The sequence below is a fragment of the Pseudomonas graminis genome (assembly GCF_013201545.1).
Taxonomy (GTDB): Bacteria; Pseudomonadota; Gammaproteobacteria; order Pseudomonadales; family Pseudomonadaceae; genus Aquipseudomonas.
This window is the reverse complement of record NZ_CP053746.1, coordinates 2,428,903-2,443,758: the sequence shown is the minus strand read 5'-3', so window position 1 is coordinate 2,443,758 and position 14,856 is coordinate 2,428,903. Positions and strand designations below refer to the sequence as shown.

Below are 14,856 nucleotides of genomic sequence, written 5' to 3'. Positions count from 1 at the left end.
TACACATGAAGCGCACCGCACTGACTGGACTGTTTCTTACCGCTGCACTGTTGGGTTCCCCGGTCTTCGCTGCTGATGACCTGTGCGGCGCGAACATCGCGGCACTGAAAAATGCTGAGGCGTCGACCACCACCAACCTGACCGGCGACAGCAAGACTGACATTGAAAAAACCGTCGCCGATGCCACTGCCGCGCAAAAAAGCGGCAATGACAAAGAGTGCATCTCGATCACCACCAAGAAAATCACCGAGCTGAAAACCGGCGGTGACGGCAGCGACGGCGGTGCCGCCAAGTAATGCCCGAATCGCGACTGGCCCAACGCCGTCGCGAGCGGAATGTCAGGCGAACGGTCGACGTATCTCATTGATTCGGGTAGACTCCGCCGCCTGACTGCTAGAGCAGCAGAATTGGGGCCGATTAGGATTCGACGCCGGTGATGAAACTCTAGGGGCATGCCGACTTGGTAACAGAAGTCGTAAATCCACTGTTGCAACTTTCTATAGTTGCCAATGACGAAACCTACGGGGAACAAGCTCTCGCCGCGTAAGCGGTGCTAGCCTTCCTTCTGGTAGCTTCGGCTCCAGCAATCACCAGGGGATGCCTGTAAACCCAAAGTGATTGTCATATAGAACAGGATCGCCGTGCAGTACGCTGTGGACGAATCGGCTAAAACTTACACAGCTCGCCCAAAGCACCCTGCCCGTCGGGTCGCTGAGGGTTAACTTAATAGACACGGCTAAGCATGTAGGCCCGAAAGCGGAGTACTGGCGGACGGGGGTTCAAATCCCCCCGGCTCCACCAAATCCTAAAAAGAAGACGTCCCCGGACGTCTTTTTTTGTGCCTGGATTTTGATGTGTTGGACACCGCGCCGGCGCAAGCCAAGGCGTCATAATCCCTTTCTAAAATGCACCATCGAATCCACAAACCGTTGAGCTTTTGCCTGATTGTCCACCAGCACATTGTTCAAAACAGAACCCGCCTGACTGCGGGTGATGACTACCCAACGTCCTCGTTTGGAGTAAAGCTTCACGTCGCCAATTGAGTTGAAATAAATTCGCGTGACTAGCGATTTCGAATTGGTTCTCGACGTGCCCGCAGCGAATGCGCCGTTGCCCAACGGCATCGCACTCGCGAATCCATTGGTCTCGGAAACTACGCCGCTGCCGTAAGCGATGTATTCCGAAGTAATGATGACCTGCTCGGGTCTGGTCTTTTGAGGCTGCTCCATAAGCACCTGCTCAATCACAGACTTTGCCTGCTCGTCGGTGATCGGTGCTGCGGCATACTCCACCACTTTCGAAGCGCAGCCTCCCAACAGCAGGGCAATGAGGACACAAAGCGTCTTACGCACGATGACTCCTTGAAAATATCGACTTCGAAATTGGTGTTACACGGTCACTCGATCTTTGCAAGCAGGTCAGGCGCCAAGCCAGCATTCGTCTCGGGGCGGATCGAGAAATCTGATCGCCACTCCCATTGGAACAGCGCTTGTACTCATCTTGTTCGGCCCTAGCCGGTAAGGCATGAGAGATAGCCAGGAAGACACTCACAGCATGAGGCCATGCGATACCGAAGTTGATGGCGCTCACACCGGCCCCTTCCCGGCTAAAGCCGGTCCCACTGAGAGCGGTGACCTACCGCGAATGCTCGTTACCCTAAAACACCGCACTGCCTTAGAACACCGCCATAGCCACAAAAAAAACCCCGCTCGAATCAGCAGGGCTTTTAGGTTCAGCGCGAGTCGATCAGACCCCGCCCTTCCCCGGCAACGGCTCATCATTCCCACGGCGAGTGGTTGGCTCTTCAGTCACCGGATCGTTCTCAGTACGCGCGGGCTCAGTAGGGTCAACCTGCGGATCGGAGACATCGGGCGATTCTTCATTAAACCCAAGATCCTTATCCGGATCCGTCTGCGCGCTGGTCCCTGTAAGCGAAGTGTCATTAGCCATGAATTCGATCTCCTCGTTTACGTGCGAGTTGTCCGCACCATGACCATCAGAAGCCCGCGAGCGCTCCAAGTGCCGCGGATTAGACGGGCGGTTTCGTCAACGGCGCCTTACGTCGAACGCGGATCTCACTGCTCCCTCCTTCTTTTCTGATGCCAGAAGCCACAGAGGTAGCGAGGCTGCGACAAATGAACGCCCCTCTCAACCCGGACCTGCGTTGTGACAACGTTTACAACGGCGTAGAATCCGCAACATCTCGTCGCATCTCCCCATACTCATAATATTCAGCTGACCGCATGCACCGCCTAGGCAAAAGCCTCGAGCGGTCTTCCTGCTTGTCGGCGTTTTTGTTGAGGACGCGGCCAACCGAATTATTAAGGAGGGCATTCGTTTTAATGAATACCACTAACCCACCCACCGGAAGTTGGCTGAGCGTCATCGCGCTGGCATTGGCAGCTTTCATCTTCAACACCACCGAATTCGTGCCGGTGGGTTTGTTGAGCGCCATCGGCCACAGCTTCGACATGACCACCGCACAGGTCGGCCTGATGCTGACGGTGTACGCGTGGATCGTCTCGCTGACCTCGCTGCCGATGATGCTGCTGACCCGCAATATCGAGCGACGCAAGTTGCTGTTGTTTGTGTTTCTGACGTTCATCGCCGCTCATGTGATGTCGAGCCTGTCATCGAGCTTCGGCATGCTGTTGGTCAGTCGCGTCGGTATTGCGGTGGCCCACGCCGTGTTCTGGTCGGTCACCGCATCGCTCGCCGTACGGGTGGCGCCAGAGGGCAAGCAGGTTCAAGCCCTCGGCCTGCTGGCCACCGGTACCGCGCTGGCGATGGTGCTTGGTATTCCGCTGGGGCGCGTGCTGGGTGAAGCGCTGGGGTGGCGCGCAACATTCCTTGCGATTGCCATTGCCTCAGGCCTGACCGTGCTGGTGCTGATGAAGTCGTTGCCGCTGCTGCCAAGCCAGAACTCGGGCTCGCTGCAAAGCCTGCCGATGCTGTTCAAGCGCCCGGCATTGATGTCGCTCTATCTGTTGACGGCTCTGGTGGTCACCGCGCAGTTCACGGCCTACAGCTACATCGAACCGTTCGCACAGCTCGTGGCGAAGATGACCGGCGACATGACCACCGTCATCCTCTTGCTGTTCGGCGGTGCCGGCATCATCGGATCGGTGATCTTCAGCCGCTACAACAACCGTTACCCACGTGGCCTGCTGATCACCGCGATCGGCGCCCTGGCGGCCTGTCTGATTCTGTTGCTCCCGCTGTCCGGCAACTCATCGTCGATGGGTGTGCTGAGCGTGGTCTGGGGCATGGCGATCATGTGCTTTGGTCTGGTGATGCAGTCCAAGGTGCTGGCGATGGCGCCGGATGCAACAGACGTGGCAATGGCGCTGCATTCAGGCATCTACAACATCGGTATCGGCGGTGGCGCGCTGCTCGGCAGTGTGGTGATCAGCCAGCTCGGCGTGGCCAATATCGGTCTGGTCGGCGGGATGGTAGCGATCAGCGGCCTGCTGCTGGCGTGCCTGGCGACCCATCGCTATGGCGAAACCATTCGGGCATAGAGGCGAAACCCCGAACGCAGTCAGGAAGGCGGGAGCGACCGTGACGTCGCTCAAGCCTCCTCGCAAAACAGCTGCGTATCCGCTAGACAGCCGGCGTCTCAAAGCCGTGCTCGTGGGCAAACTCACTCCCCCATGAACTCGTTCGCCGCGCCACAGCGACCGGTCCATCATTCCCATCGATAACCAACATTCCCGCGAATGCCTTCCGCTCACAACTCATGGGCGTACCATCGCCCTCACACCCAAACACGACCGAGGGCAGGAAAATGATCGTTCATCTCCTTACTTGCTTGACGCTCGCAGCACTCACCAGCTACGTCGTCGCCCTCAAACTCTTCGATCTGGGATCGGTCTTGATGACCGCGGACGAAGCGGACAGTCGTGTTGTGGCACCGGCCAACTAAGGCCAAGTAGCTGACACTTATCAGCACCTTTCACGCTTTCAACTTGCTGTTAGATGCGGAGCAATCGACATGACCCGAGACGTCACTTTGCACGTTAGCTTTCCCACATTCGGAAAGAACTATTACTCACAACATGTCATCGCCCGCAAAAATAGCCATGGTCTCGTTGAGGACAACCGCTTCGGCGGCTTCATGATGCCGTCGGCGGAAAACCACTTCAGCAATGAGGTGGTGGGTTTCAACGATCAGTTCCGGTTTTTGACTGACGTATTGGCCATGCACTTGCTGGAAGTTGAAGAGGCCCGACCTGCACGCCGAGCTCGACAGTCAGCTCAGTCGCGCAGCGCGTAACGCAGCATTGAACAACGCCATCCATGCAGCCAGGTAACCCCGACCTTGGCGACATGGGTGGTTTTTCTTTTTGCCGCATTTGCCCCGTGTCTCCGGCGTGGTGAATCTAGCTCTATTCACGTTTGCCTTCGTTGACCAATGCATTGAGAATCCCGAGCACTTTCCCCCCTTATAAAATTTGCTGATCGTGAAAAACCTCTTACGCAGTTTCATCCCCCATTCGTCTAACACTCATCCTGCAGAGTGGTGGCGCGCCGCAATTGGCGCGTGCCTGGGCATCTTCGTCAGCGCTGTGTTTTGCCGCGAGTTGTACGGCATAGATATCACGCTGCACCTGCTGGGTCCGGTGGGCGCATCGGCGGTGCTGCTGTTTGCGGTGTCGACCGGCGCGCTCGCTCAGCCGTGGTCGATCCTCGGCAGTTACCTGATCGCCGCACTGGTAGCGCTGTTATCGATCAGGCTGCTTGGCAACACCATTAACGCCGCCAGCCTGGCGGTCTGCTCGTCCATCCTGCTGATGTGCGTGTTCCGCTGCCTGCACCCGCCCGCTGCCGCGGTGGCCATCTGCATCGTCACGTCGAAGAACGAGCTGTCGCCCATGGGCCTGCACGTGCTTGGCCCGGTGATGCTCAACGCGGTATGCCTGCTGGCCGGCGCGCTCATCTACAACAACCTGACCAGGGTGCGTTACCCCAAGGCGCAGGCCAGGGAGCTGCCGGTGCCCGAGCAAGTGCCACTCAACAGCGACGGCTTCAACGCTGAAGACCTAGACAAAGCGCTGGCAGAAATGGGCGAGTTCGTCGATGTCTCTCGCGAGGACCTCGAGGAGATTCTGCACAAGACCGAAGAACACGCGCTGCGGCGCAACCGTTCCGATATCGACGCCGCTCGGCTTGTGTCGCGCAGCACGCAAAGCCTGTCTCTTGAGCACTCGATGGCTGACGCAATGAAGATGCTGGCTGGGAATGACAGCAAATACCTGCCGGTGCTGGACGAAGACAAGAAAGTGGTGGGCATCATCACGCTGGTCAAGTGACAGCTCGCGCCAAGCACCCACTGGTGGAAATCCGGAATCTGAGGTCTGATGCGCAAAGCTCGTACAGATAACGAGCCACACCCCTACTTCTGCGGAAACCCACATGAAACACGCCCTGCTCGCCGGCTTGCTCCTGACTGTATGTGCCCTGCCCTTCGTGGCGTATGCCAACGACGACAACAATCAGTGCCAGATGAACCTGAGCAAGGTTCGTGACGCCAAAGTCGCCAATCCCAACCTTAGCGACGCGGTCAAAAGCGATATCGACACGACCGTGCACCGCGCCGAAGCGGCGTTGGCGCGGCACAACGATGACGGTGGGCGTGAGTGTGTGGCGCTGACGCAGCAGGCGCTGCAAAAGGCCCAGAGTAACTGAGCCGGAGGTGCGCCAGACGGCTCACCTCACTCAGCACTGTAGCTATTTCAGCACCAGCATCCGATAAACCCCCGCTTCGTTTTCAATCCCATGGGTGTCGTGAGTGAACCCGGGGAATGAGCGATCAAAGCTTTCAAGCGCCCGAAGATAGGCCAGCAACGGCCCGTCCGCTGGCCCTGCGTTTTCCCCGGGCATCAACAGCGGAATGCCCGGCGGATACGGCACGATGCCCGTCGCGGCAATGCGCCCCGCGGCCTCTTCCAGGGTGACCTGCTCCACTTCGTTTTTGACCAACTTCTCGTACGCCTCCACCGGGCTGAACTCCGCCCTGGGCAATGTGCCGAACGCCTTCGACATGGCCGCCGTGGTCTTGGTCTCTTTCATCGCGGCGAAGATGTCTTCCGCCAGATCCTTCAACCCCATCCCGGCATAGCGCTGCTGATTCGCGGTGAGCAAATCGGGCAGGCAAAGCTCCAGCTCAAGGTTGGTGTCGTAGTCGCGTTTGAAGTCCAGCAACGCGTTGACCAACGTGCCCCACTTGCCCTTGGTGATGCCGATGGAAAACAGGAAAAGGATCGTGAAGTCGGTGGTCTTTTCGACGACGATGCCTTGGTGCCCCAAATAGGCACTGAGCACACAGGCTGGAATGCCAAAGTCCAGGAGGTTGCCGTCGTCACCCATGCCCGGGCTGAGGATGGACACCTTGATCGGATCGAGCATGCAGTAGCCGTCTTCGATGTCGCCGAAGCCGTGCCACACCTCGTTGGGGTGCAAGACCCAGCAATTCGGATCGGTCTTGAGCCGGACGGGATCGACTTCGTGAAACGGAATCGCCGTCGCCCCGACCTGCACTGAAGGCGGCTGCCAGCAGGAGAAAAACCAGTCATCGCGGCTCTGCATGTCAGTTTGCATGCGGGAGATAACCTGCCGGAACGCCACCGCTTCTTCGATGGATTCGTTGGTCAGAATCTGTCCACTCGGCGCCTCCATCATCGCCGAGCTGACATCGCAGGACGCCATGATCGCGTAATTGGGCGAGGTCGACGCGTGCATCATGTAGGACTCGTTGAACCGCCCGTGGGGAATCGGGTTGCGGCCGTTACGGACATGAATCATCGAGGCCTGGGACAGCGCCGCAAGCAACTTGTGGGTCGACTGCGTGGCGAACACGGTGGGCTTGGACGGATCGTGATCGTCCGGGCTGCCGTGCATGGCGAAGCGGTCTTTGTACAGCGGATTGAACCGCGCATAGCCGTACCAGGCTTCGTCAAAATGCAGCCGGTCAACGCTCTGCCCCAGCAACGCTTCGACGCGCGTGACGTTGTAGGTCAGGCCGTCGTAAGTAGAGTTGGTGACGATGGCATGCACGGGCGTCGGGTCGATGTGGCTTTTGACCAGCGGGTTGCTGGCGATGGCGGCTTTGACGCTCTCCGCGCTCAGGGTCTGCGGCAGTATCGGGCCGATGATGCCGAAGCGGTTGCGGGTGGGCACCAGGTAGGTCGGGATCGCGCCAGACAGCGTCATTGCGTGCTCGGCGGACTTGTGACAGTTGCGGTCGCACAGGGCGATCTGGTCACGGGTCACGCTGGCCATCAGGATCACCCGGTTGGACATCGATGAACCGTTGGTCACGTAGTACGTGCGGTGGGCGCCAAACACCTTGGCCGCATAGCGTTCGCCCTGGCCGATCGGGCCGCTGTGGTCGAGCAACGAGCCCAGTTCGCCGACCGAAATCGACAGGTCGGAGCGCAGCAGGTTCTCGCCAAAAAACTCGTAAAACGCGCGGCCTGCGGTGCTCTTCAGAAACGCCGTGCCGCCGGCGTGGCCCGGGGTGTGCCATGAATATTCGTAGCTGCGGGCAAACTTCAGCAGCGCGCCGAACATCGGTGGCAACACCGCCTGACGGTAGCGTTCAATGGCCGCCATGATGCGTCCGCTGAGGAAACGGCTGGTGTCTTCCGGCAACCAGATGAAGTCATCGGCGTGCTGCATGACGATCAGCGGCACGCTCGACGCCGTACTGCGATCGCTGATCAAAAAAACTGGCACCCGGGTATTGCGCTCACGCAAGGTGGTGAGCAGATCGATGCATTCCTTGTGGTCGTCACTGCTGTCCATTTCCCAACTGAGCAACACACACTGGATCGCCGGATCAGAGCTGAGAATCGACTTCGCATCACTCAAGCTTTCGGAGGTCAGCACACTGATGGCGCGCTCTTCGACGTCGCTGATCAGCTGGATCAGCGCCCGGCCGAACACGCTGCGTTTGTCGGGCTGGCTGCTGACCAGCAGCGCCAGCATGCCGAGCAAGTGTCTGTTGTCGCTCATGGTCGAGTCTCCAGGGTGGCCAGGTTCAGGTTATTGACGGGGATCGGCTCGCCGACGATGTGCTGCGCCGCGACGGTCTGGGTCGGCACGCTGTTGTTCAGCGCTTCGAGTTTGATCAGGCGAGTGTTAACGAAGCCGAACAGCGTGTAGCCGACGATGGTTGCTACCCCGCCGAGCATCAACGCTTCAGCGCCGGAGCTGTACAGCGCCAGATAGCTGTACGCGGTCGCGATGCCGGCCACGATGTTGGTGATGAGCGCCTTTTTCGGCGGCACGTTGGAGACTTTTTGCAGAGTCATCAGTGTTGCCATCGACAGGATGTACGGCACCAGGTTGGTAACCACCGCGAGATTAACCAGTGTGTCGAACTGCTTGGCCAGGTCGGGGCTGATGGTCAACAGCGCCAGTGCGGTCTGGATCGCCAGCAGAATCAGCATGCTGATGATGGGCACCCCGTGCTTGTTGGCCTTGGCGAAGATCGGCAGGAAGTAACCGGTGTCTGCGGAGCTTTTGAATACTTGAGCCACCGTGAACTGCCAGCCCAACAGCGAGCCGACGCAGGCGAGGACCATGAGACCCATGATGATGTCGCCGATCATGGGGTTGAACATCTTGGCGAACACCAGCCCGAAGGGTGCGGTGGAAGAAACCAGTTCCGCGTTATCGACGATGCCCGCAATGACGTTGGTCGACAAGATGTAAATCACTGCTGCGCCGAGGGTCCCGCCAAGCACTGCGATGGGCACGTTCTTCTCGGGGTTCTCCACCGCATCGCCGTTGGCGCACGCCGACTCCAGGCCGAGAAACGCCCACAGCGTGATCGCCACCGAAGCGCCCGCGGCTTCGTACCAGGTTTTGTCATGGGGATTCCATCCTGCAGCGTAAGTGCTGCTGTCGAACCAGAACCAGCCGATTGTCGAAACCAGCACCACAGGGGCAATAACGCCCCACACGGTCACTGCACCTATCTTGCCGGTAATACTCGCGCCGCCGAAGTTGGCGAACGTGGTAATCCATAACAGAGCAATGGTCGCCAGGCCCACTTCAAGCGAACCCAACTTGATATCGAACAGCGTCTGGATATATCCCACCGCAGTAATGCTGATCGCCACATTGGCAATCAACAACGACAAGCCGTAGGTGTAGTTGGTGATGTAGTTGCCCGATTTACCGAAGGTGTATTCAGCGTAACCGCCCATGCCACCGGTCTTGCGACTGAGCATGCCGCATCGCGCAAAGGCGTAGGCCAGAGCCAGCGAGCCGGTGGCGGTGATCAACCACGAAAGGATGGAGATGCCGCCAACCTCGGCCAGTTTGGTAGGCAGCAAGACGATGCCGGACCCCAGCATGTTGACCGCAGTCAACATCGTGAGCTGGCCGACGCTCATTTTCTTAGCGACTGACATTCCTTTGCCCTATTTGAAGGAAGTGAGAGGGTTTAGCTATAGCAAAGGATTCTTGTTAATCAAGAAACAGCCGATCGCTAGTTGCTGGCGACAAGCCACCTTTGCTCGGGCTAGTTATGTTTTTGAAGGATTAATAAGATTGAAAAGAACTGTGAGTTCAGAGAGATGGCGCCGTATGCCGAAGGCAAAAGAGGATAGCGTCAAGAACCGGCGGGGTATTGATCTATGTCAATCAACGGCCATGTCGCGGAGCGACAACACCGCGTATTCCGGAGGGGCGCGAGGGGTCAAGCGAACAAGGGCATACAGGAGCCGGGTTGCCGGCTCCCGACGATCAAACGAATAACGTGATCAACGCAAAGCCGACGTACCAGACGATGGCCGAGCGGATGAGCAATTCCCACAATACGTCCAGGCTGTTGACGCCCTCGACGCCCACCACGGGCGCCGGAACCTCGCCAGCGACACAGCCGACTTTGCTGATCAGGCGCGAGGCACTGATGTTCCAGTTCAGCAATTCGCTGAGCATCACGCGGCTGACCGCTACGAAGTTTCCGACCAGTGCGAAGCTGGCCGCCAGCAAACGCACGGGCACCCAATCAAAGGCATGCCTTGCCTGGGTCGCGCGCTCAACCACCGCTGGTGTCTTGCCGTGCTCCGAGGCCAGCGCCAGCAAGCGGTACGCCAACGCGGCAACCGGGCCGAGCACGAAATACCAGAAAATCACCGCGAAAAAGCCCTGATATATCTGCCACAGCAAATACGTTTGAGCGCCGCCCAAGAGCTGTTCTTCATTCTCGGCCTGAACCCCCAGATCACGTTCGGCAACCAGCACTGCTGCTTCCTGATCGCCCCGACGGCAAGCGTCTCGAAACGAGCCGAGGGTGGCTTTGACGTCGCCACGGCCCAGGCTGTAAATCAGCACCAGTAAATGGATCGGCAGCGCGAGCCAGCCATAGGCCACCGAGCCGACAATGACCAATATCAGGGCCAGGACCACCAAAGGCAGCACAACCGTCACCATCAGAATCCACCACGGCCGTTTGGCCGAGCGCGGGTTGGATTCCAGCCGACTCAATTGATTGAGCCATGGCCCATCGCGCTGGATACGCCGGCGCAGGGCCGAGAACTTCTCGATCCAGACCGCCAGCAGCAAAACCAGAAAACTCATCAGCTGTTCCTCATTTCAAACATCCAAGGCGGCACGAAACCGCGCCCAGTCAAAACACGGCCCCGGATCGGTCTTGCGCCCCGGCGCGATATCGCTGTGACCACATATGCGTTGCGTCGTAATCGTCGGCCACGCCGCTTGCAGCTGGCGGGTCAGCTCGACCAACGCCTCATATTGCGCGTCGGTGAAAGGTTGATCATCAGTGCCTTCCAGCTCTATGCCAATGGAAAAATCATTGCACGTCTCGCGCCCCTCGAAGACTGACACACCTGCATGCCAGGCACGATCCAGACACGACACGAATTGCGTCACCGCTCCGTCGCGCTCAATCAGGAAGTGCGCAGACACCCGCAGCTCGGCGATGCCTTCAAAATAGGGGTGTTCTGTGACGTCCAGCCGGTTCTGGAAAAACGCTTGGACCTTGCCGGTCTTGAACTGCGCGGGTGGCAGACTGATGTTGTGGATCACCAGCAACGAGATTTCGTTTTCCGGCCGCGCATTGAAATTGGGTGAAGGGCATTGCTGCGCGCCGTGGCACCAGCCGGTGGCAGGGTCCAGATGCATGGGAAGTCCTTAGGGCGTAAAACGACAGCGCGCAGTATGCCCGCGACAGGAAAGGATGTGGATGGCGAATCTACGCAGAAAGCGCACAGATTCGCAGTCGGAAGTCGTAGGACCGATCGGGGCTTAGCCCTTGAGCTTGCGCAGATTGCCCAGTACCGACTCCAGTGCGCGGTCGAACAGCAGGGCGTCGTCGAGAACACGAATCGTGCCGCGACGGAACTCCACCGCCAGACCCATCCGGGTTTTCTCAAGGACTTTCATGCCAGTGCGATTGACGAACACGTAGCGACCGCTCGGCTCAACGATCGCCGCCAGCTTGCAGCGCAGCTTGTGGGATTCGTCCTCGTGGATCTCGACCCAACTGCCGAGACGAAGCTTTTCGACCTGCATCAAGCCTTCGTCATCGGCAGGAAGCTGCATCGACGGTTCGCTCTGGATTTGCTCGCCGGGCCCGACCAGCACGATCTCCTCGACCACCGCCATCATCGTCGGGCCGTCAGCAGCCTGGGGCTGATCGCCTTCCGCGTCGCCTTTTGGCGTCCGCGGCACATGGCTGAACGCCTGGACGTGAAGCACTTCGAGCTGGCTGAAGAATTCGCTGGTGGCAAAGGGATCAAAAGCCGCGCTGCTCAGGCCGTCGCGCAGGGATTTCAGCAGCCCAGGTACCACTTCAAGCAAACGCTGTCGAGCATCCGGTTCGTCATGGGGCTCGACGCTCCAGATCAAATCGTCCATTGCCTGAAGACCTGACGCCCATTCAGCCGACTGATCGCCGTGCTTCAGGCATGTGAGCAACAGCACCTTGCTCCACGCCTCCTGCAACAGGCGAACAACCACCTGCGGCAGCGTCTTGCCAAGCAGGCGATCGTTGAGCGCCTGCTGCACACGCTGACGTGCCAACTCTGCCAACGCGCGGCCTTGTTCTGCATCACGGGTGCGCTGCTCGAGCAGCTCACTGCGGCGGCGCTCGTCGCTGGTGAAGGCCAGAAAATCCACCAGTAATTCCGTGAAGATCGCCGGATCATCGACGAAATCGTGGAGCAGACGCTGAACGATCTGATCGATGCGGGCATAAAGCGAGTCGCGCTGGGTGTCGTCGCGACCACCCCAGCCAAGCGCCGCTGACGCGATTTCGTTCAGCAGCCGGCGCGCAGGGTGGCTACCACGGCTGAAGAAACTCTTGTCGATGACCGCGACCTTGAGCATCGGAATCTGCAAACGGCCGATCAACGCGCGCAGCGAACTTGGCAGATTGCGGTCGTCGAGAATGAATTCGAAGAGCATCGAGATGAGGTTGATAACGTCCTCATCCATCGTGCCGACGACGCGAAACTTGCCGCTTCTCGCGCTCACCCGGCTGATCAACTGCTCAAGCTGGGCGCGGAGGTCGAAGTCGTCGCTGTCTTCGACTTTCGGGACGTACTGCTGCAAGTGGGACAGCAGACGCAGCAAGTCCTGGCTTGAAATCGGACGCGCTTCAGTCACCGAATCGGGGCGCGGCGTCAGATTTCCACGCACGTGCACCAGCAACTCCTGCAGCGCCGAAAACACGTCTTGCACGCTTTTATCGAGGCTTTCCGTCGCCTGGAGAATGGCGGCGTTGTCGGCGCGCACGGCTTCGCTCGAAGGCGGCACGCTGGCGATACGATCAGTGGAGCGGCGGGACGGCAATGCCTTAAGTTCCGGCAATACACCTGCGGAAATCAGCAACTGGTTGGCTTCCTCATAAAGCTGATCAGCGTTGCTCAAGGCGTATTTCTCAAACAGCTTGAGAATGATCAGCTTTACCTTGATTTCAACGCCGAGGCTGCGCCCGGCCTGCAGGAAATAGTCGCACAGGAGCGTCGGCCCCAACGGATTGGTCTCGTCGGTCAACGGCTGGGGGATGAGTACGTTCAAACGCGTGGTCAGTTGACCCAGGGCGATACCGTCGCGACTCATGACCTTGACCACCATGGCATCAACCGCCACGGTGCGCTCGAGATCATCGTTATGGACCAACGCAAGCTTGTCGTAGGAGACAGGCTCGGGAATCGGGGGCTCAGAAACTTCGTACTGACCCAGGCGCAGGAACGCTTCAAAGAATTTGTCGAGGAAATTGCGCTCGATGCTTTTACGCTTCAGGCGCAAGTCGCGCATGGCTTCGAAAAAAATGTTCTGCTCAGTGTTGTTGTGAGCACGGTCGGCCATTTCGAAAAGCGTGTCGTCAGCATTATCGAAAAGCGTCTGCAGGCTTTCCTTGAGCTGCTGCGCCGCCCGGTCACGAACCTGAAGCAAAACGACGGGCAGCCGAGCAACAGGCGAGGATCCCGAATGATCCGCACCTGCCTTCAAGGGCACCACTTTGTTACCGTCGTTCTGCATCAAGGACTCCTTCACACCGTCGACACAACTGCTCAGACAACAGTTACACCCCGCAGCGAATGAAGACTCGACTCCATTCGAACGGATCTCAAAATTTTATCCCTGGGGATGTTGCAGGCTAACGTCAACACCATGACGTCAAATACAAGGCGAAAGTATCGAGTAAAACCGGGTCGCTCGCCAGCGAACTCTTCGCCTTTATTGGAATGATAGAAGGCGGCGAAGGGACATGTGCAGCGATAGACCACGGAAATCGCAATCTGTCGCATAACCAAGAAAAAAACCGACAAAGTGCATCTAATGCATCCGACTGGACACTTGCCGCGCGTAGGTTGGTACACCCGTCTGCCATATACTCGGCGCACTTAGTCCGTGGAGCTCGTTATGCCAAACCTACGTCTTGATGCCCTCGCTGCTGAAATCGAAGCCAACGTACGCCGCGCGTTGCTGGAGGATGTGAGCAGTGGCGACATCACCGCGCAGCTGATTCCGGCGGAGCGACTGGCGAAGGCCACGGTGATCTCCCGCGACGCAGCGGTGATTGCCGGTACAGCATGGGTCGATGCGGTTTTCCGTCAGCTTGACCCGCGAGTGGCCGTGCATTGGCAGGTCGTTGATGGTGATCGCGTGCAGCCCAATCAGGCGCTGTTCCATCTAGAAGGCCCCGCCCGCTCCTTGCTGACGGGCGAACGCAGCGCGCTCAACTTCCTTCAACTGCTGTCAGGCGTCGCCACCCGCGCGCAGCATTATGCCGACATGGTCGCGGACACTCAGGTCAAACTGCTCGACACCCGCAAAACCCTTCCGGGCCTGAGAATGGCGCAGAAATACGCGGTCACCTGCGGCGGCTGCCATAACCATCGCATCGGCTTGTTCGACGCCTTCCTGATCAAGGAAAACCACATCGCCGCGTGTGGCGGTATTGCGGAAGCCATCACCGCCGCCCACAAGATCGCACCGGGCAAGCCTGTGGAAATCGAAGTGGAAAGCCTCGACGAACTCAAACAAGCCCTCGATGGCGGCGCCGACATCATCATGCTCGACGAACTGAGCCTGGACGACATGCGCGAAGCCGTGCGCCTCACGGCGGGCCGCGCCAAGCTGGAGGCCAGCGGCGGCGTGACTGATGCGACCTTGAGGACCATTGCTGAAACCGGCGTTGATTACATCTCCATTGGGACGCTGACTAAAGACGTGAAGGCGGTGGATTTGTCGATGCGACTGAGCCTCTGAGGGGCTGGCAACGTCTTAAAGGTTGAACTGCGACGGCTGGTCGGGCTCTGCTTGTTATGGGCTTGAGGCCCTTGAGATCGGATTGTTGATTAGACGGATGAG

Annotated in this window: 13 protein-coding genes and 1 other RNA gene; 7 read left to right on the top strand and 7 right to left on the bottom strand. The window is 58.7% G+C overall.

Features of this window, described 5'->3' with window-relative positions:
* The first annotated feature begins 5 nt into the window (after positions 1–5).
* Together FX982_RS11045 and ssrA are read left to right on the top strand one after the other, a co-directional pair.
* Entirely contained in the window at positions 6–296 is a 291-nt protein-coding gene (locus FX982_RS11045; RefSeq protein WP_172610661.1) for a hypothetical protein, read from the top strand.
* 113 nt (positions 297–409) lie between these two features.
* Positions 410–801, top strand: a transfer-messenger RNA (tmRNA) gene (gene ssrA / locus FX982_RS11040).
* A gap of 86 nt (positions 802–887) precedes the next feature.
* On the opposite strand, the gene FX982_RS11035 is transcribed toward ssrA, so the two are convergent.
* Positions 888–1,352 carry a hypothetical protein gene (locus FX982_RS11035; protein WP_172610660.1) on the bottom strand — a complete coding sequence of 155 codons (465 nt, stop codon included), beginning with the start codon at positions 1,350–1,352 and terminating at the stop codon, positions 888–890.
* 394 nt (positions 1,353–1,746) lie between these two features.
* Positions 1,747–1,950 carry a DUF6021 family protein gene (locus FX982_RS11030; protein WP_122535404.1) on the bottom strand — a complete coding sequence of 68 codons (204 nt, stop codon included), beginning with the start codon at positions 1,948–1,950 and terminating at the stop codon, positions 1,747–1,749.
* A 392-nt stretch (positions 1,951–2,342) separates the two neighbouring features.
* Here FX982_RS11030 and FX982_RS11025 point away from each other — a divergent pair, with 392 nt between their 5' ends.
* From FX982_RS11025 to FX982_RS11010, 4 genes are all read left to right on the top strand, one after another.
* On the top strand, positions 2,343–3,521 hold the full coding sequence (locus tag FX982_RS11025) for a sugar transporter (protein WP_172610659.1): 1,179 nt from the start codon (positions 2,343–2,345) through the stop codon (positions 3,519–3,521).
* A 473-nt stretch (positions 3,522–3,994) separates the two neighbouring features.
* Positions 3,995–4,276, top strand: coding sequence for a hypothetical protein (locus FX982_RS11020; protein ID WP_172610658.1), 282 nt, complete (start codon positions 3,995–3,997; stop codon positions 4,274–4,276).
* A 187-nt stretch (positions 4,277–4,463) separates the two neighbouring features.
* Entirely contained in the window at positions 4,464–5,312 is an 849-nt protein-coding gene (locus FX982_RS11015) for an HPP family protein (protein ID WP_172610657.1), read from the top strand.
* A 103-nt stretch (positions 5,313–5,415) separates the two neighbouring features.
* The gene (locus tag FX982_RS11010; protein ID WP_172610656.1) at positions 5,416–5,688 is read left to right on the top strand and encodes a hypothetical protein; all 273 of its coding nucleotides are present in this window, start codon (positions 5,416–5,418) and stop codon (positions 5,686–5,688) included.
* Between the two features lie 42 nt (positions 5,689–5,730).
* On the opposite strand, the gene FX982_RS11005 is transcribed toward FX982_RS11010, so the two are convergent.
* The 5 genes from FX982_RS11005 to FX982_RS10985 form a co-directional block, all read right to left on the bottom strand.
* On the bottom strand, positions 5,731–8,016 hold the full coding sequence (locus tag FX982_RS11005; RefSeq protein WP_172610655.1) for an Orn/Lys/Arg decarboxylase N-terminal domain-containing protein: 2,286 nt from the start codon (positions 8,014–8,016) through the stop codon (positions 5,731–5,733).
* A complete protein-coding gene (gene potE, locus FX982_RS11000; RefSeq protein ID WP_172610654.1) occupies positions 8,013–9,422 on the bottom strand; it encodes a putrescine-ornithine antiporter in 1,410 nt (469 codons plus the stop codon). The genes FX982_RS11005 and potE overlap by 4 nt, the downstream gene beginning before the upstream one ends.
* Before the next feature lie 334 nt (positions 9,423–9,756).
* Positions 9,757–10,593 carry a regulatory signaling modulator protein AmpE gene (gene ampE, locus FX982_RS10995; protein WP_172610653.1) on the bottom strand — a complete coding sequence of 279 codons (837 nt, stop codon included), beginning with the start codon at positions 10,591–10,593 and terminating at the stop codon, positions 9,757–9,759.
* Positions 10,594–10,608: 15 nt separating this feature from the next.
* Complete coding sequence (ampD, locus tag FX982_RS10990) at positions 10,609–11,157, bottom strand: 1,6-anhydro-N-acetylmuramyl-L-alanine amidase AmpD (protein ID WP_172610652.1); 549 nt, start codon at positions 11,155–11,157, stop codon at positions 10,609–10,611.
* A 123-nt stretch (positions 11,158–11,280) separates the two neighbouring features.
* A complete protein-coding gene (locus FX982_RS10985; protein WP_172610651.1) occupies positions 11,281–13,521 on the bottom strand; it encodes a DUF1631 domain-containing protein in 2,241 nt (746 codons plus the stop codon).
* Positions 13,522–13,905: 384 nt separating this feature from the next.
* Between FX982_RS10985 and nadC the strand changes: the two genes are divergently transcribed.
* The gene (gene nadC / locus FX982_RS10980; protein ID WP_172610650.1) at positions 13,906–14,754 is read left to right on the top strand and encodes a carboxylating nicotinate-nucleotide diphosphorylase; all 849 of its coding nucleotides are present in this window, start codon (positions 13,906–13,908) and stop codon (positions 14,752–14,754) included.
* Positions 14,755–14,856 lie beyond the last annotated feature (102 nt).